Raw genomic sequence first — 15,187 nt, forward strand, 5'->3', positions numbered from 1 at the left:
GGCAACCTGTTACTATAGATGGTTTCGGGAACTGTTGCACCTTCAACCGGTCTTCCAGAGGTCAACAACACAACGATTAGCCAGACCCTATGAGCACAACTACGCAATCTGACGCATTCAAAATGCTGCCAGCTGAGCGCAAATCGGCCGCGTGGCTGTCCAGCATTTATGCCCTGCGCATGTTTGGCATGTTCATGATTCTGCCCGTGTTCGCTGTGCATGCAGCGTCCATGCCTGGGGGCAAAAACCCGGAATTGATTGGTCTGGCCATGGGCATTTATGGACTGACCCAGGCGGTCATGCAAATTCCCTTGGGCTGGGCTTCCGACAAACTGGGCAGAAAGCCCGTCATCATTGCAGGCCTGCTGGTTTTTGCGCTGGGCTGTGTGCTGGGGTTTGAAGCCAACACGGTGCCGCAACTCATCGCCGCACGTGCCTTGCAAGGTGCAGGGGCCGTTTCCGCCGCACTGTCTGCTTTTTTGGCCGATGTAACGCGGGATGAAGTTCGATCCAAAGGCATGGCCATGATTGGTGCGTCCATCGGCGTCACCTTTGCCCTGTCGCTGGTTTTGTCGCCGGTGTTGTACAGTTTTTTCAAGTTGAACGGCCTGTTTGGGCTAACGGCTGTGCTCAGTCTGTTTGCAATCGGCGTGGTCATTTGGCGCTTGCCAAAGCAGACGGTTGTGGCGCATCAGGAAATGCGGGGCAAGGGCTTCAAGTCCACCTTGAAGGTGCTGGTTCAGCCCGATTTGCTGCGTCTTGATCTTGGCATTTTCAGCTTGCACTTGACGCAAATGGCGCTGTTTGTGGTGCTGCCCGGTTTGTTGGTGAAAGACCTGGGGTTGCCGCTGGCCGAGCACTGGAAAATTTACTTGCCAGTGGTCATCGTCTCTTTCATCATGATGGTGCCAGCCATGGTTTGGTCTGAAAAAAAGGCCAAAACCAAAGTGGTTAAACTGGCTGCCATCGGCCTGATGGCGCTGGTCTTGATTGGTCTGATCGAGTTTTCAGGTTCGGGCTGGGGTGTGGTGGCTTTGCTGTTGATGTACTTCGTGGGCTTCAATTTGCTGGAGGCGACTCTCCCCTCATGGGTATCACGCGTGGCACCCCTCAGTCACAGGGGCCTGGCACTGGGTGTTTATAATACGTCTCAGGCTTTGGGCTTGTTTGCAGGTGGTGCCCTTGGGGGTTGGGCCTTGCGCAACTTCGGTGCCGATGGCGTGTTCGAAGGGGTGCTGCTGTTGATCGCATTGTGGTTTTTGGCTGCGGCTGGAATCAAGGCATTGCCACCCCGCGGACAGGCCGTGCAACAGGCCAAGGCCAGTTCATAAATCAAATTCATTCAGGAGTAAGTGCTTAATGGCGTCTGTAAACAAAGTCATCCTCGTTGGAAACCTCGGCAAAGACCCAGAGGTTCGCTATTTGCCAGACGGCGGGGCCGTGGTCAATCTGTCTTTGGCAACCACTTCAAACTGGCGTGACAAAACCTCAGGCGAAAAGCGCGAAGAAACCGAATGGCACCGCGTGGTGATGTACGGTCGCTTGGCTGAAATTGCGGGCGAATACTGCCGCAAGGGCCGCTCTATTTACGTCGAGGGTCGCCTGAAAACCCGCAAGTGGCAGGACCAAAGTGGTGTCGACAAATACACCACCGAAATTGTGGCTGATCAAATGCAGTTGTTGGGTGGTCGTGAAGGCGGTGGTGGCGGTGGTTCATCGTCCTCCATGGGGGGCGGCGACGATTTCGACTCCGCACCAGCGATGGGTTCCCCACGGCAGTCCTCTGGTGGTGGCATGCGCTCTGCCCCGGCACGCCAGGCCCCGCAGCAGCCCATGGGCGTTAGCGACATGGACGACGATATTCCGTTCTGATTGAATCGAGAATGTGATGCAACGAACCCGCCGGCTGGCGGGTTTTTTTTGAACAAAGGCAAACCATGAACCCCTCCGAATTTCAAACCAACGCATTGCTGGGCACGGCTTGCTTCAATATTTTGATCTCCCTGGTGCTGGCCTGGGTGAGTGCCTTTGTGATTTACGGCAAGGTGGAATGGCTCAAGCGCCGCATTGCAGCGCCCCGGCAGCTTATTCGTGCCCACATCGATTTTTTGATGATGACCTTCTTGTTGGGTTTTGCGCACTACATCATTCAGGGTGTTGATCTGAGCATTCCCGATTGGGTCATTGTGCTTTTTTGCGTGGGGGCGGTGTACAACCCGACCGGTTTTATCGTGCTGGCGTTTGCACCCCAGAAAGCCAACCCGCAAAGCACCTTTGAGAAGGTGCTGTTACACGCGGGTTTTATACCCGTCACCCTGGGGGCTGCCTGGGTGGCGGTGGCTTTCCTGATTTCGCGGTTTGCCTAGCGGTACAAAGCCCGAATGTCGTCGCTCTGGATGAGTTGCCCATTGCGCGTGGTGAATTTGCGCGCACTGGCGAAGTGGAAACTCAATCGGCTGGCCCAATCGGTGTCGTCCAGCAAACGGGCATCGGCATCGGCGTAACCTGGCTCATCCGGGTTTTTCAGGTAGCGGTCCATCCAGGCCAAGGTGTAATGCAAAATCATGGGCTTGGCCCAGCCGCCCACACAGGCGTTGTTCTCGATCTTCGGGCACCAAGAGCTGGCGGGCAAACCAAAACCAGGCGAGTAATCCAGGTGCGTGGTGCCTGCAATCGTGATCTGCATCACTGGCACGTTGGCGGCACTCCACTGATTGAAAGCTGCAAGATGCTCTTCACGCGGTGGCTTTCGGACAAAGGGCACCGGCGTGAAGCCATATTCAGATGAAAAGCCCAGGGCTGGAACTCTTGCGCTCACTGGGGGCGCATCGGTAGGGGCGGTCAAAGGGTTGGATGGCAATGCGCCAGCGCTACCCGAGCCCGCCAGGCTGGTCAGTGTGGCCGCGTTGGGCGTTTCACGCGAACCCAACGCATCCCAAGCCACAATCACTTTGACCGGGTTTTTCTTGGTCAGCAGCCCGGGCCAGGGTTTGCTGTCGGGCGCGTCGTAGCTTTGCACCCAGGTCACACCGCCTGCACCGTAGGAATGCCCAGCCAAGCCAATCCGGTTGGCATCCAGACTGTCGTAGAACGGGTTGAAGCTTGCCGTTTTGGTGGGGTAGGTGCCCGCGCATTGGGCTTGATGCGGGTAGGGCTTGTTGGGGCTGGACAATAAAAAGTCGATGTCGTTGACCAGACCTTGAAAAAATACAGCGCCGTTGAGGTTGCCACCCTGCTCACCAGTGGGGGTGGCGGCATCAGACTGACCTTGCCCGCGCGGGTCGCTGGTCAGCACCATATAACCATCGCGAACCAGCGCCTGAACGGCCCACCAATACAGTTGTTCACTGGCCTGCACCGACCCGTTTTTCACGACAATCGCGGGCAGCTTTTTGTTGCCCGCATTGCGTGGCCGCCACACATGCCCGGAAATGCGCGCGCAGCCCTGGTCGTAATACACCACGGGCACCACTTCAGCCTCTTTCTGGTAGAAGGTGTTGCCATCGGGCCCGTCTACGCCAGGGTAGCGAAACGGGTCACCCACGCAAGGACCAAAACCAGCGGCGCACAGCGGGGTGACCCCCGTGTTGCCATACGCAGGCGGCAAATTCCAGCTGGGGTCGTTGATTGAGCGTTCAAGCGAGGCCTGCAGATTGGCTGCGTTTTGGGCCTGTAAGCGCTGTTGAAAAGCGGGGTTCAGCTGTTCCTGCGTGGCTTCAAAGGTGTGTGCAACGTTGGTTTGCTCACATTGTGCAAACAGGGTCGAAGGGAAAGTTGCGTCGTCACAACTCAAATCCAGTTTCAAATTTGGATTGCTGGTTGTTACTTCGGAACTGCTGACCGATGCGCCACTGGGCGAGACGGCATTGGCAGAGTTCGAGTCATTCTGGCTGTTACAGGCGCTCAGCAGCAGGCTGGCCGCTGCCAGAGCGGTTAAAAGTGGGTGGGGATTGGCGCGCATTGCTTCACTTCGGAGGGTGTTAATTAGAAGTGTTACTTCGCGCGCTTCAAATAGGATTCACATTTTGAACATTGAGAGGCCAATCGCTTTTTGCGCCATGGCCTGAAGCGCGTGGGCCAGCAAGTGAAAAGCCCATTTCAGCAGCGTAATTCCCATTTGCTGGACCGAAACAGCGGGTCTGCCCAAAAACCGCATGATGCTCGACAGGATGCCCGTCAGCTCATACACGGATGACTTGAAAATGATGACATGGCGAATTCGAACACTTCAGTGGGTGTTAAGACTTGATTTTGGTTTTGCATAGCTTATTCAGGAGAGCATTTGACGAAGGGCATAACACCTGGAATGGTTGTTTCTTCAATGTGGGCCAATTCGCATTTCAGGCTAATCAAGCCGTTGGGCGTGTTGGCGTCAGAAGACGGATCGAAGTCGGATTTGGTTTGATCCCAAATCAACACGGCTTTGCCTTCGTAAACAAGTTCCAACCTTTGATCGATAAGGGTTGCGCTGGCGAATAGGTCGGGTTGAAGAAACGTTCGATTTTTAACGGAAGGGAGCGAGAAATTCCCGTTTTTGTCCGTCTCTGTTTGATCTCGTAATTGGCCACCTGGCAGACCATTGTTGAGGATTCGTCGCTTGATGGTGATTCCCCCCAACGGCTTTCCGTTCAACACAATTCGCCCTTGCACTGGGGAGCAGTAGTAGTTTTCCTTGAAGAACATGAAAGCCTCGGCTGCGGGGTGGTGGCTAATTGCGGCAAGCAGTACGACAGGTACAAGGTAACGCGCGCGCATGTGGGTTGATTCAGTGCTAAACCCTGAAGTGTAGGGCAGCGTATGGCGCTGGGCAAAAAGTGGCTTGGGGCATGCCTAAATCGGGTTATCGTGCAGTTAGAATCAAGGCTTCAGCAGTAGGAGGATGCAGCTATGAAGTGGTCGATTACCCCGGTTTTGAGCGTGTTGTGCATGGCGTTCGTTGGGCCTGTTTGGGCTGCGCAGCAAGCCCCTTCAGCCCCAGTGTTGGTGGGCCAATACAAGCGACTTCAAGACGATGCCCCTGTTGATCTGAAAAGCTATGCAGGCAAGGTGGTGTTGGTGGTCAACACGGCCAGCAAGTGCGGTTTTACCAATCAGTACGACGATCTCGAGAAGCTGTACGCCAAGTACAAAGCCAAGGGCTTGGTGGTGTTGGGTTTTCCGTCGACCTCATTCCGTCAGGAATACAGCGACAACGCCAAAATTGCAGATTTCTGCAAGAACACGTACGGCATCAAATTTCCAATGTTCGCCAACATGGAAGTGGTAGGGCCCAATGCCGCGCCCCTGTTCAAGGCGCTGCAAAAAGCCACGGGGCAAACTGTTCAGTGGAACTTCAACAAGTACCTGATCAGCAAAGACGAAACCCGCATCAAATACTTCCCGTCTGAGGTGCCGCCCTTGGGGAGTCCACTGGAAGACTTGATCGTCGAAGAGCTGAAGCGCTAGGCACCGCCTGTTTGTTCAACGTCCTCTCAGTGCGTTGACCTCATGGGGCTTTACCCGCGTGCCAGCGTTGCCCCAGGTGTTACGCACGTAGGTCAGCACATTGGCGATCTCGTCGTCGTTCAGCACCAAACTGTAGGGCGGCATGCCGTAGGGTTGTAGATTGCCCACTGTGCTGGGGGCAAATCCGCCGTACAGCACCATGTTGACCATGTTCACCGCCGTGTCTGCGTTCTGTGGCGTGCTGTATCGCAAGCTGGGGTAGGCGCTGGCTTGGCCCCTGCCGTCCTTTTGATGGCAAGTGGCGCAGTGTGCGTTGTAGATCGCTTGGCCCTGGGCCATGCCAAAGGCTGTGTCAGGCAGGGCTTTTAAAGTGGCATCGTCGCTTGCTGTGGCTTTAACGCCCGGGTTTTGTAGATAAACCACCATGGCTTGCAAATCCGCTTGGCGAAGGTGTTGCAGACTGTGAGCAACCACGTCGGCCATGGGGCCGTACACGGCTTTGTCGGAATTGGCTCCGGTTTGCAGCAGGTGCAGCCATTCCTCACTGGTTTGCTGTTGCATGGCGCGGGCTGTGAGTGGTGGCGCATACCAACCGAGCCCCGGCACCAGCCCGCCTGCCAGTTGCAAGGGTTCAGCCTGACCCGCCAAGGTGTCATAACTGCTGTGGCACACCGCACAGTGGCCCAGGCCCTGCACCAAGTAGGCTCCGCGATTCCAGGCGGCACCTCGTTGTGCGTTGGGTGTGAATTCTCCGGGATTGAACCACGCCCAACGCCACACGGCCAGCAGGGGGCGATAGTTGAACGGAAAGCGCATGTCCGCTTCAGGTGTCGGTTTGTCGACAGCAGTTTGAGCCTGCAGGTAATCAAACAAGGCATCGGTGTCTGCCCGTGTCAGCTTGGTGTAGCTGGTGTACGGAAATGCCGGGTAAAGCAGGTGCCCGTCTCTGGATTTGCCATGGTGCATGGCTTGCCAAAAATCGGCTTTTGTCCAGCGGCCCAGGCCATGGGTTTTGCTCGGCGTCAGGTTGCTGCTGTACACGGTGCCGTAGGGGGTTTCAATGGGTACGCCACCGGCGAAAGGCTTGGACGCCTGGGCGGTGTGGCAGGCGGCACAATTGCCGGCCTTGGCCAGGTATTCGCCGGGCATGTTTGCCCCGGCGGTTGCTTTGGGCACCTGGGTTGGCTTTAACGAGCCACACTCCATGGGCAATGGGCTGTCCGATGGCGGCTCGGGTTGTGCCTGGTCGGCCACGGTCTGGCTGGCCAGCCAGCTGGCAATGGCATTCCACTCCGTATTGCCCAGTTTTTGAACGATGTGGGCCATGCAATCGGGCTCTTGCGCTTTGCGTTTGCCAGAGCGCCATGAACCGATTTGAGCGTTCAGATAGTCTTTGGGCATGCCCGCAAGTCCGGGTATGGCCGGTAGCCTGCCCGTCAGGTTTTGACCATGGCAAGCGCTGCAGGCAGGAATTTCTTGATTGGGAAGGCCGTGCTTGACGATGCGTTCACCCAAGGCCAGTTCAGCCGCCGTGGCTGTGCCCGGCACGGGTGGCGCATAGGGCGGGTGTTGGTCGGCAAAGTAGTCGGCAATGGCGTGCATGTAGTCGCCCGACATGCCGCTGACCATGTGTTGCATCAGCGGGTATTGCCGGCGGCCTTCCTTGAAGTTCAGCAGTTGGTTGTACAGGTAACCCGCCGGTTTGCCGGCGATGCGCGGAAAGTAGCCGTCGCGGGTGGCTTTGCCCTGTGCGCCATGGCAAGTGGTGCAGGCCTGCAGTTTGTCATCCAGCGGGCTTTTTGCGGTGGTTTGGGCATGGGCAGTGTTGCTGAGTGCAGCACACACCCACAGGGCCAACATCACTTCAAACGGATTGGGCAATTTGAATTTCATGCAACAAAGGCGGGTGCTTGAGGTTGAGGCCAAGCTTCAAGTTATCACATCTGCCGACAGTTGATTTTGTTACAATGGCCCATAGAGTATTTGGGCGGGTGTGGTTTCGCTATGCGTGCATTTGTGCGATGGATCGCTGTCGGTGCCTTGTTGTGGCTGGCTCTGCCTGCGCACGCCGAATCGCTTCGCTGCACCAAGGGCAGCGCCACGGAAGGAGACTCGCGCGTTTCTGTGCTCTACAAATGTGGCGAACCCGCTTTTAAAGACAGTGCCTGCGACGATGTGTATTATTCAGGCAGCTATCAGCCTGTGCCCGACGCCATTGGTCGGGCCTATGTGCCTTGCTTTCCGGTCGAAACCTGGATTTACAACAGGGGGGAGGGCAATCTCGTGGCCACAGTGAAGTTCAGGTCCGGCAAAGTCACCTCCATTCAATACAGTCAAAGCCCCGGGTAAAACTTGTCAAACACACTCGCGCGCCGGTTTCGCCATTTTCGCGTTCTCTATCTTCGTGAGTGGGGTGCGGCCTTTCAGCGCTCGGCATTTTTACAGACTGTGGTGTTCTCGCTGGCGCTTGCATTGGCCACGGCCTGTGTTGAGTTTTTTTTGCTCGACCTCAGCCCGCTGACTTCCATTTTGCTGTTTTTGGTGTTGGTGGTGGCTGCAGCCTACTTTGCCTCGCCCAAGGTGTCTTTTTTCATCGCGGTGGTGTCGTTTTGTGTGGTCCACTATTTGGTGGTTGAGCCGCGCTATTCCCTGCACGTGAACGATTGGCAATCGCTCAGTGTGCTTGTGTCTTACTTGCTGGTGTCCATGCTGGTGAATTCACTGGTGTATCGCCTGAATCAGAAGACGCGAGAGGCCATCGCCGCCATGCGTCAGTTGCGCCAGGAAAGGGACGACGAAATTCGCAGCCGCCTGCTGGCCTCGTTTTCTCATGACATGCGCACGCCTTTGACGGCCATTCTTGCGGCATCCACCGCCTTGAGCGAGCAATTTGAACGGTTGAACGACGCGGATCGGCGCGCCTTGGTCGAGTCAATTGAGTCAGAGGCCTTTCACTTGGTGTCGTCCTCTGAAAACATTCTCGCCCTGATTGCGCTTCGCAATTTGCCCGCACTGCCCAAGCCGCTGGGTTGGCAGGCGCCTCAGGAGTTGGTGGAGCAGGTGGTGCGCCGTTATCGCCTGCGCCGCCTGAAAACCGCGATTGTGGCCGATTGTCAGCAGGACGTGGGTTTGATCCGCGCCGACGTGGGCAGCGTGACACAGGCTTTGAGCAATCTGCTGGACAACGCTTTTGCTGTGCACAAAAAACCCACGCCGATTGTGGTTGAAATTCGCCAAACGCAGGAGGCAGGGCGCATGTGGGTGGATTTGGCCGTGCTGGACGAAGGGCCGGGCTTTCCTGACAATTTTTCACCGCGCAACCTGAAAATGTTTGAGCACATTCGCCCGGGTTATCACCGCGGGTTTGGTTTGGGGCTACCCATTATTCAAACCATCATGGACTTGCACGGCGGGCAGCTGCGCTGCATAAACCGGCCAGAGGGCGGGGCGCGGGTGGTGTTGCGTTTTGAGGCTTTTGAACCGGAGTTGGGGGAGCACCTTGTCTGAGCTGGATGTTTTGCTGGTTGAGGACGACGAGGCCATTGCAGGCCTGATCGAACGGGCCTTGATGGTGGAAGGCTACAGGGTGGCCTGCGAAACCACGTTGGCGGGGGCCTGGATGGCCTTGGGCAAGCAGTCGCCCGGTTTGGTGCTGCTGGACCTGAACTTGCCGGACGGCGACGGCATTGAATGGCTCAGCCGTTTTCGGGTGGCGCATTCAGCCCCCGTAATCGTGCTGTCTGCCCGGTCGCAAGAGCATGACAAGGTGAATGCCTTGAACAACGGCGCCGATGATTACCTTTGCAAACCGTTTGGCCTGCCCGAATTGCTGGCGCGGCTGCGGGCCACTTTGCGACGTTACCAGCCACACGCCAGTGCGGGGGGCAAGCTGTTTTGTGATTCGGTCGTGATTGACCTTCAACAAGGATTGATCACGCGTGACGGGCAAAAGGTGCACCTGACTGCCAAAGAATTTCAGGTGCTGTACGTGCTGGCCAGCTCGCCGGGCAAGCTGGTTCGCCAGCGTGAGCTGCTTCAGTCGGTGTGGGGCCCCGAGTACGTCAACGACACCCACTACCTTCGAATCCTGATGAGCAAGCTGCGGGTGAAGCTGGAACGAAACCCGTCCGAGCCCGTCATGCTGCTGACGGAACCCGGTGTTGGCTACCGTCTGAACGCCTCTTTTTAGAGTGCATCCTCCGATTCCACCCGCCTGACCCCGCTGGATTTTTACGCGTTCTTTACACGCTTTGTGATTACATTGCTTCCCAAAATAATCACAAATTCATAACAATCCAAATTGCGTGGGGAAATCCATGGAGACAAAAGGTCGTTTGCTGCTCGGCCGTTCAATTTCTGAATGGCTGTTCGGCTTGCCCATTTTCATTTTGCTGGCCTTCACCTTGCTGGTCGGCACAGGTGAAATGCTGCATGGCAAGCTGCTCAAGATGGGCGAGGCCATGTTTGGCCATCCAGAGGTTGGCGTTCAGTATTTCATGCTGCGGGATTCAAACCCCACACCCCCCACCTGCAAATTGATCACCGATGTGGACGCCGAGGTTCAGCGGCAGTTGACCGCAGCGCCCAGTCAGTCCGAGAAGGACATGGACAGCCTTTTTGGCGATCAGGCCCCGCTTAAGCCCGAGGAAATCAAAAGCTCGATCGTGTCTGCCAACCAGTTGTGTCAGGAAGAAATTGACAACTACAACAAGGTGGCCAAGCTTCAAACCACAGGTTTGAAAGCCTACAGGGCGTTTGAAACCGGCTTTTTCAAGGTGTTCCGCGTGGGCACAGAAAACCGGCCATTGACCTTGCTGTTGATGGTGGCACTGGCTGCGATCATCACGACACGCGGGTCTCACCACGTCGTGATTCGACCCCCGTCAACTGTGCTCGACTATCGAGTCTCGTCCGCCGCAATCGGCATTGCCAGCGTGTTTGCCGAGATCTCTTCGATTTCGTATTACCGGCTTTCCAGCAAGGCGGGCATTGCGATTGAACACCCGTTGACGCACTACATCTGGATCACCTTGTTTCTGGTGCTGGCCGGCATCAGCCTCAAGCAAATCGTATTTCCGCCGGCACATTTGAAGCGCGGCGGAAGCCTGGGCCAAGCCCTGCTGTCCATCCCGCTGTTTGGCATGATGGGCATGATCACCGGTGGATACTTTTTTGCCCACGGCAACTGGCCCGAGCTGGCGATTTACATTAACCAGTTGCTGGAATTGCCCAGCATCTTCCTGAGCCTGTCGCTGTACATCTGGGCGGGCATGCTCCTCAAACAAAGCTCGATCGTTGACCTGTTGATGAACACGCTTCGCCCCTGGAAGCTGTCGCCTGAATTGCTGACTTACATCATTTTGCTGATTGCGGCCTTGCCAACGGCTTACACGGGCGCGTCCGGTATTTTCGTGATTGCCGCCGGCGGCATTGTGTATCACGAGGTGCGTCAGGCGGGCGGAACACGTCAGTTCGCGCTGGCCGCAACGGCCATGTCAGGCTCTCTGGGTGTGGTGTTGCGCCCCTGTTTGCTGGTGGTCTTGATTGCCGCTTTGAACAAGCAGGTCACGTCGAGTGCCTTGTATCACTGGGGCTTCTTCGTATTCCTGCTGACTTCCACCCTGTTTTTGGTGTTCTCACAAATTACACGCCGCAAGCGCGCAGCAGTTGAACGCCCACTGGTGGCCATTCCGAAGATGATGCGCGAAATGGTGCCCGTGGTGCCATTCTTCGTGGGGATTGCACTGGTCGTGCTGGGTTACGAATACTTGCTGGACAGCAAGCTGAACGAAAGTACGGCACCCGTGATCATGCCGACCATCATGCTGTTCCTGTTGGTTTTTGACAAACTGCGCGCCAAGAAGGACCCCAAGCTGGCCACTCTGGAAGCCGAGATTCACAAAGACCACTCCGACCACAGGCAGGAAGGTGTTGAGCGTTCCATTCGCTACGCCACCAACGAGGCCATCGGCCACATCGGCGCCCTGATCATGCTGATGGCCATGTCGCTGGCGGTGGGTGGTCTGGTCGAGCGTTCCGGCGTCATGAGCCTGGCTCCAACCCACTTCTCCAGCCCATGGGCTGCAATGACCTTCCTGATGATCACCAAGGTGATTCTGGGCATGGTGATGGATCCGTTTGGTGCGGTCATTTTGGTGTCTGGCACGCTGGCCCCGATTGCTTACAGCAATGGCATCAACCCGATTCACTTCTGGATGATGGTGTTGGTCGCCTTTGAGTTGGGTTATTTGATGCCGCCTGTGGCCCTGAACCAGTTGCTGACCCGGTTGGTCATTGGTGAGGACGAGGTGAGCAAGGCCGACCACGAGGTGCGCAACAAGTCGTTTTACTGGCGCTATGAGCGGTGGATTTTGCCCACTGCCGTGATGACGGTGGGCTTGTTGGTGACAGCCTACCTGCCTTTGGCTGTGGAGCGGTTCGATGCCTTAAAGCCGCTGGCGCACATCATTGCGCCTGCTGAATCGGACGTGGGTGGGTCTGCACCACCGGCTGACACCAGCAGCGCGGCCACGCCCGCACCCGCTCCAGCAGCCCCGGCAGCAACGCCAGCCCCTGCGCCAGCCAGCAGCGACACCTCTGCACTGGACGCCGCAGCACCTGCCAGTGCACCCGCTTCTGCCGCAGCACCTGCACCAGCCCCGGCTGCCGCAGGCAGCAACGCCATGGCTGAAGTTCAGGCTTTGACCGATCAGTGGGCGCAAGCCTGGGAGTCGAAAAACGTGGACGCGTACCTGGCTTTTTATGCGCCCGATTTCAAGGCTGCCAACGGCGAAGCCCGCCCCAAGTGGGATGCCACCCGCAAGCGTTTGATCGAGGGCAAGAAGTCGATCCAGATCGAAATGAGCAATGTTCAGGTGCACATGGAGGGTGAGAAGGTCGTGGTTGCCTTTGACCAATCCTATTCTTCCGATCACTTCAAAGACGAGTCCAAGAAATTGCTGACCTGGAAAAAGGTGGACGGCAAGTGGTTGATTGTGTCTGAAACCGCAAGTCACTGAAACTTTTTGCATGACCTTCACAAGCGCCCTGCGGGGCGCTTTTTTTATGGTTTGAATGCGGGCCAGCTTGTCTCAGGGTCATCCAGAACTGTCACGCAGCGGCATTTGCAGTACGCTTAAGCAACTGGATTGAGCAAGTCAACAATGACCCACCCCATAAACCTTTCTGTCCGTGACACAGCGCTGCAAATCTCAAGTGGTCGGCTAAGCGCCGAGGCCTTGATGCTCAGTTGTCTGGCCACACTTGCTGAGCGTGACCCGGACGTGCGGGCATGGCAGCATCTGGCTGCGCAGGCAGCCCTTGGCACTGCCCGTTTACTGGATACCAGCAATCAACCAAAAGGTGGATTGGCAGGCGTGCCCCTGGGTATCAAAGACCTGATGGACACAGCCGACATGCCCACGGAGTACGGTTCGCCCATTTACGCAGGTCATCGCCCAAAACTGGATGCGGCGGTGGTGGCCAAGGCCCGGTCACTGGGCGCCGTGTTTCCCGGTAAAACGGTTACCACTGAATTTGCCACCTTTCATCCTGGCAAAACCCGCAATCCGCGGTCACCGGCCGGCGCAAATCACACGCCCGGCGGATCCTCCAGCGGTTCCGCTGCCGCCGTGGCTGCGGGCATGGTGCCAGTGGCGCTCGGTACCCAAACCGCCGGTTCAATTGTTCGGCCTGCAGCCTATTGTGGAGTGGTTGGTTACAAACCCACGCACGGTTTGTTGCCGCTGGCAGGCATCAAGCCCTTGTCGCCCAGCCTGGACACCGTGGGTGTGTTTGCCCGTACTGTGGACGATGCGGCTTACACGGCGGGTGCCTTGATGAGTGACCCTGCACTCATGGAAGCCGCACAACAGCCGGCGATCGGGTCTTTGAAAGTGGGGGTGTGTAGAACGCCGCATTGGCAGCGAGCCGATGAGGACACACGGGCTGCCGTTCAAGTGGCCGTGCAGACCCTTCAAAAGCAGGGTGTGCAGGTGCATGAATTTGAATTACCGACGGCCTGCGAAGGGCTGACTCAGGCGCAAATTGACATCATGGCGTTTGAAGCCGCAGCGGCTTTTGAGGCAGAGGCACAAAGCAATCCCTCGGGTTTCAGTCCAGCGTTTGCGCGTTTTCTACAGGCCGGGCAGGCTGTGGGCGCGGTGCGTTTTCGTGCGGCTCTGGCTTTGGCTGAAGAGGCTCGAACCGCATTTCAATGCGCAGTGGCAGGTTTTGATGCCCTGATCGCACCCAGCACCGAAGGGGTGGCCCCCGTTGGTCTGGAGGCCACCGGCGACCCCATTTTTTGCCGCATGTGGACTTTGCTGGGTACGCCCTGTGTGCACCTACCCACCGGCCTTGGGGCGTACAACCTGCCCGTCGGCGTCACAGTCACCGGTGCCCGCTATGCGGACATTCGTGTATTGGCCGTGGCGCATCACTTGGAGAATTTGTTGTGAACATTGCAGAACTTGCACAAGACCACGTCAGCAAAGACCGATTGAATCGCACGCTGGTTGAATTGGCCCAATTCGGTGGCCGATCCGATGGTGGCGTTTCCCGCGAAACACTGACCGACATCGACAAGGCTTCACGCCGGTATCTGATTGACTACGCCCGCAGTCTGGGTTGCACAGTGTCCATCGACGATTGTGGCAATCTGTTTTTCCGTCGTGAAGGCCTGCAAAACCTGCCCCCGGTATTAACCGGAAGCCACGCTGACACCCAACCTGTGGGTGGCAAATACGACGGGGCCTACGGCGTGCTTGCGGGGCTTGAAGTGATTGCGGCATTGAACGAGGCTGGCGTGCAAACCGAGCGCCCCATTGAAGTGGTCTCCTGGACGAACGAAGAAGGCAGCCGTTTTGGGCCTGGGGCCATGGGCTCCAGCGCATTCGTACAACCGGATCGTCTTGCTGAATACCGCCAATCTGTCGACCCACAAGGCATTCGCTTCGGCAACGCGCTAGACGAAGCGCTGGCCGAATGCGCGGATGTACCCCGTGTTGCCATGGCTCGACCCATGGCGGCCTGTGTGGAACTTCACATTGAGCAGGGCCCAGTGCTTGAAAGTGCAGGCACCCCCCTAGGCGTTGTCAGCGGCATTCAGGCGGTGCGTTGGTTTACCGTGCAGTGCACTGGCACCATGGCGCATGCAGGCACCACGCCCATGGGTGTGCGCCGCGACGCCATGGTGATCGCCAATGCCATCGCCAACGAACTCTATGCCCTGGCACCCCGAACAGCCACAGCGCCGGGCACCCCGGAACTCAGAATGACCCTGGGCCGTTGGCAGGTGGAGCCCAATTCTGTCAACACCATCCCCGGCCGTGTCGAATTCACCGTCGACATGCGCAGCCTGGACGACAGTGAACTGGATGCCGCCGAACAAGCCCTGTATGCCGCTTGCAAAAAACACAGTGGCGAGAGTGAGGCAGCGGTGGTCAGCAAGTTCTTTCACCGCGCGCCCACTTACTTTCCAGAGGGCATGTTGCAAGTCATTGAAAAGGGCTGCACCCGCGCGTCAGGCAAGTCCGGTTGCCACCCGCCCATGCGGCTCACATCGGGTGCCTTTCACGACGCCATGTACCTGGCAGACCATTGCCCAACAGCCATGATTTTCGTACCCAGCGTCAATGGAATCAGCCACAACGCCGCCGAGGAGACCGATTTAAAAGACCTCGTGTTGGGGGTGCAAGCGCTGGCCTACACCGTTGTGGCGCTTGCCTGTGAATGAGTCGGC

At 57.2% G+C, this 15,187-nt stretch carries 14 protein-coding genes; 10 read left to right on the plus strand and 4 right to left on the minus strand.

Annotated features, from left to right (window positions below; translation table 11 throughout):
* The first annotated feature begins 89 nt into the window (after positions 1 to 89).
* From QQJ87_RS03625 to QQJ87_RS03635, 3 genes are all read left to right on the plus strand, one after another.
* Complete coding sequence (locus QQJ87_RS03625) at positions 90 to 1,331, plus strand: MFS transporter (protein WP_284280010.1); 1,242 nt, start codon at positions 90 to 92, stop codon at positions 1,329 to 1,331.
* 28 nt (positions 1,332 to 1,359) lie between these two features.
* Positions 1,360 to 1,872, plus strand: a complete 513-nt coding sequence (ssb, locus tag QQJ87_RS03630) for a single-stranded DNA-binding protein (RefSeq protein WP_284280011.1) — start codon at positions 1,360 to 1,362, stop codon at positions 1,870 to 1,872.
* A 65-nt stretch (positions 1,873 to 1,937) separates the two neighbouring features.
* Positions 1,938 to 2,366, plus strand: coding sequence for a hypothetical protein (locus QQJ87_RS03635; RefSeq protein ID WP_284280012.1), 429 nt, complete (start codon positions 1,938 to 1,940; stop codon positions 2,364 to 2,366).
* On the opposite strand, the gene QQJ87_RS03640 is transcribed toward QQJ87_RS03635, so the two are convergent.
* From QQJ87_RS03640 to QQJ87_RS03650, 3 genes are all read right to left on the minus strand, one after another.
* A complete protein-coding gene (locus tag QQJ87_RS03640; RefSeq protein WP_284280013.1) occupies positions 2,363 to 3,961 on the minus strand; it encodes an alpha/beta hydrolase family protein in 1,599 nt (532 codons plus the stop codon). The genes QQJ87_RS03635 and QQJ87_RS03640 overlap by 4 nt on opposite strands.
* A 57-nt stretch (positions 3,962 to 4,018) precedes the next feature.
* Entirely contained in the window at positions 4,019 to 4,189 is a 171-nt protein-coding gene (locus QQJ87_RS03645; protein ID WP_284280014.1) for a hypothetical protein, read from the minus strand.
* A 77-nt stretch (positions 4,190 to 4,266) separates the two neighbouring features.
* Entirely contained in the window at positions 4,267 to 4,755 is a 489-nt protein-coding gene (locus QQJ87_RS03650) for a DUF6795 domain-containing protein (protein ID WP_284280015.1), read from the minus strand.
* A 132-nt stretch (positions 4,756 to 4,887) separates the two neighbouring features.
* Between QQJ87_RS03650 and QQJ87_RS03655 the strand changes: the two genes are divergently transcribed.
* Complete coding sequence (locus QQJ87_RS03655; protein WP_284280016.1) at positions 4,888 to 5,445, plus strand: glutathione peroxidase; 558 nt, start codon at positions 4,888 to 4,890, stop codon at positions 5,443 to 5,445.
* Positions 5,446 to 5,460: 15 nt separating this feature from the next.
* Here the strand turns inward: QQJ87_RS03655 and QQJ87_RS03660 are convergent, their stop codons facing one another.
* Positions 5,461 to 7,338, minus strand: coding sequence for a c-type cytochrome (locus QQJ87_RS03660; protein WP_284280017.1), 1,878 nt, complete (start codon positions 7,336 to 7,338; stop codon positions 5,461 to 5,463).
* Positions 7,339 to 7,449: 111 nt separating this feature from the next.
* On the opposite strand from QQJ87_RS03660, the gene QQJ87_RS03665 reads away from it, so the two are divergent.
* From QQJ87_RS03665 to QQJ87_RS03690, 6 genes are all read left to right on the plus strand, one after another.
* Positions 7,450 to 7,794: a DUF2845 domain-containing protein gene (locus tag QQJ87_RS03665; RefSeq protein ID WP_284280018.1), complete on the plus strand. Its 345-nt coding sequence runs from the start codon at positions 7,450 to 7,452 to the stop codon at positions 7,792 to 7,794.
* 3 nt (positions 7,795 to 7,797) lie between these two features.
* Entirely contained in the window at positions 7,798 to 8,952 is a 1,155-nt protein-coding gene (locus QQJ87_RS03670) for a sensor histidine kinase (protein ID WP_284280020.1), read from the plus strand.
* Positions 8,945 to 9,634, plus strand: coding sequence for a response regulator (locus tag QQJ87_RS03675; RefSeq protein WP_284280021.1), 690 nt, complete (start codon positions 8,945 to 8,947; stop codon positions 9,632 to 9,634). Before QQJ87_RS03670 ends, QQJ87_RS03675 begins: the two co-directional genes overlap by 8 nt.
* Positions 9,635 to 9,761: 127 nt before the next feature.
* The gene (locus tag QQJ87_RS03680) at positions 9,762 to 12,464 is read left to right on the plus strand and encodes a L,D-transpeptidase Cds6 family protein (protein ID WP_284280023.1); all 2,703 of its coding nucleotides are present in this window, start codon (positions 9,762 to 9,764) and stop codon (positions 12,462 to 12,464) included.
* 144 nt (positions 12,465 to 12,608) lie between these two features.
* Entirely contained in the window at positions 12,609 to 13,904 is a 1,296-nt protein-coding gene (locus QQJ87_RS03685; protein ID WP_284280025.1) for an amidase, read from the plus strand.
* Positions 13,901 to 15,181, plus strand: a complete 1,281-nt coding sequence (locus QQJ87_RS03690) for a M20 family metallo-hydrolase (RefSeq protein WP_284280026.1) — start codon at positions 13,901 to 13,903, stop codon at positions 15,179 to 15,181. The genes QQJ87_RS03685 and QQJ87_RS03690 overlap by 4 nt, the downstream gene beginning before the upstream one ends.
* The last annotated feature ends 6 nt before the right edge of the window (positions 15,182 to 15,187 follow it).

The sequence above is a fragment of the Limnobacter litoralis genome, from assembly GCF_030160455.1.
Taxonomy (GTDB): domain Bacteria; phylum Pseudomonadota; class Gammaproteobacteria; order Burkholderiales; family Burkholderiaceae_B; genus Limnobacter; species Limnobacter litoralis.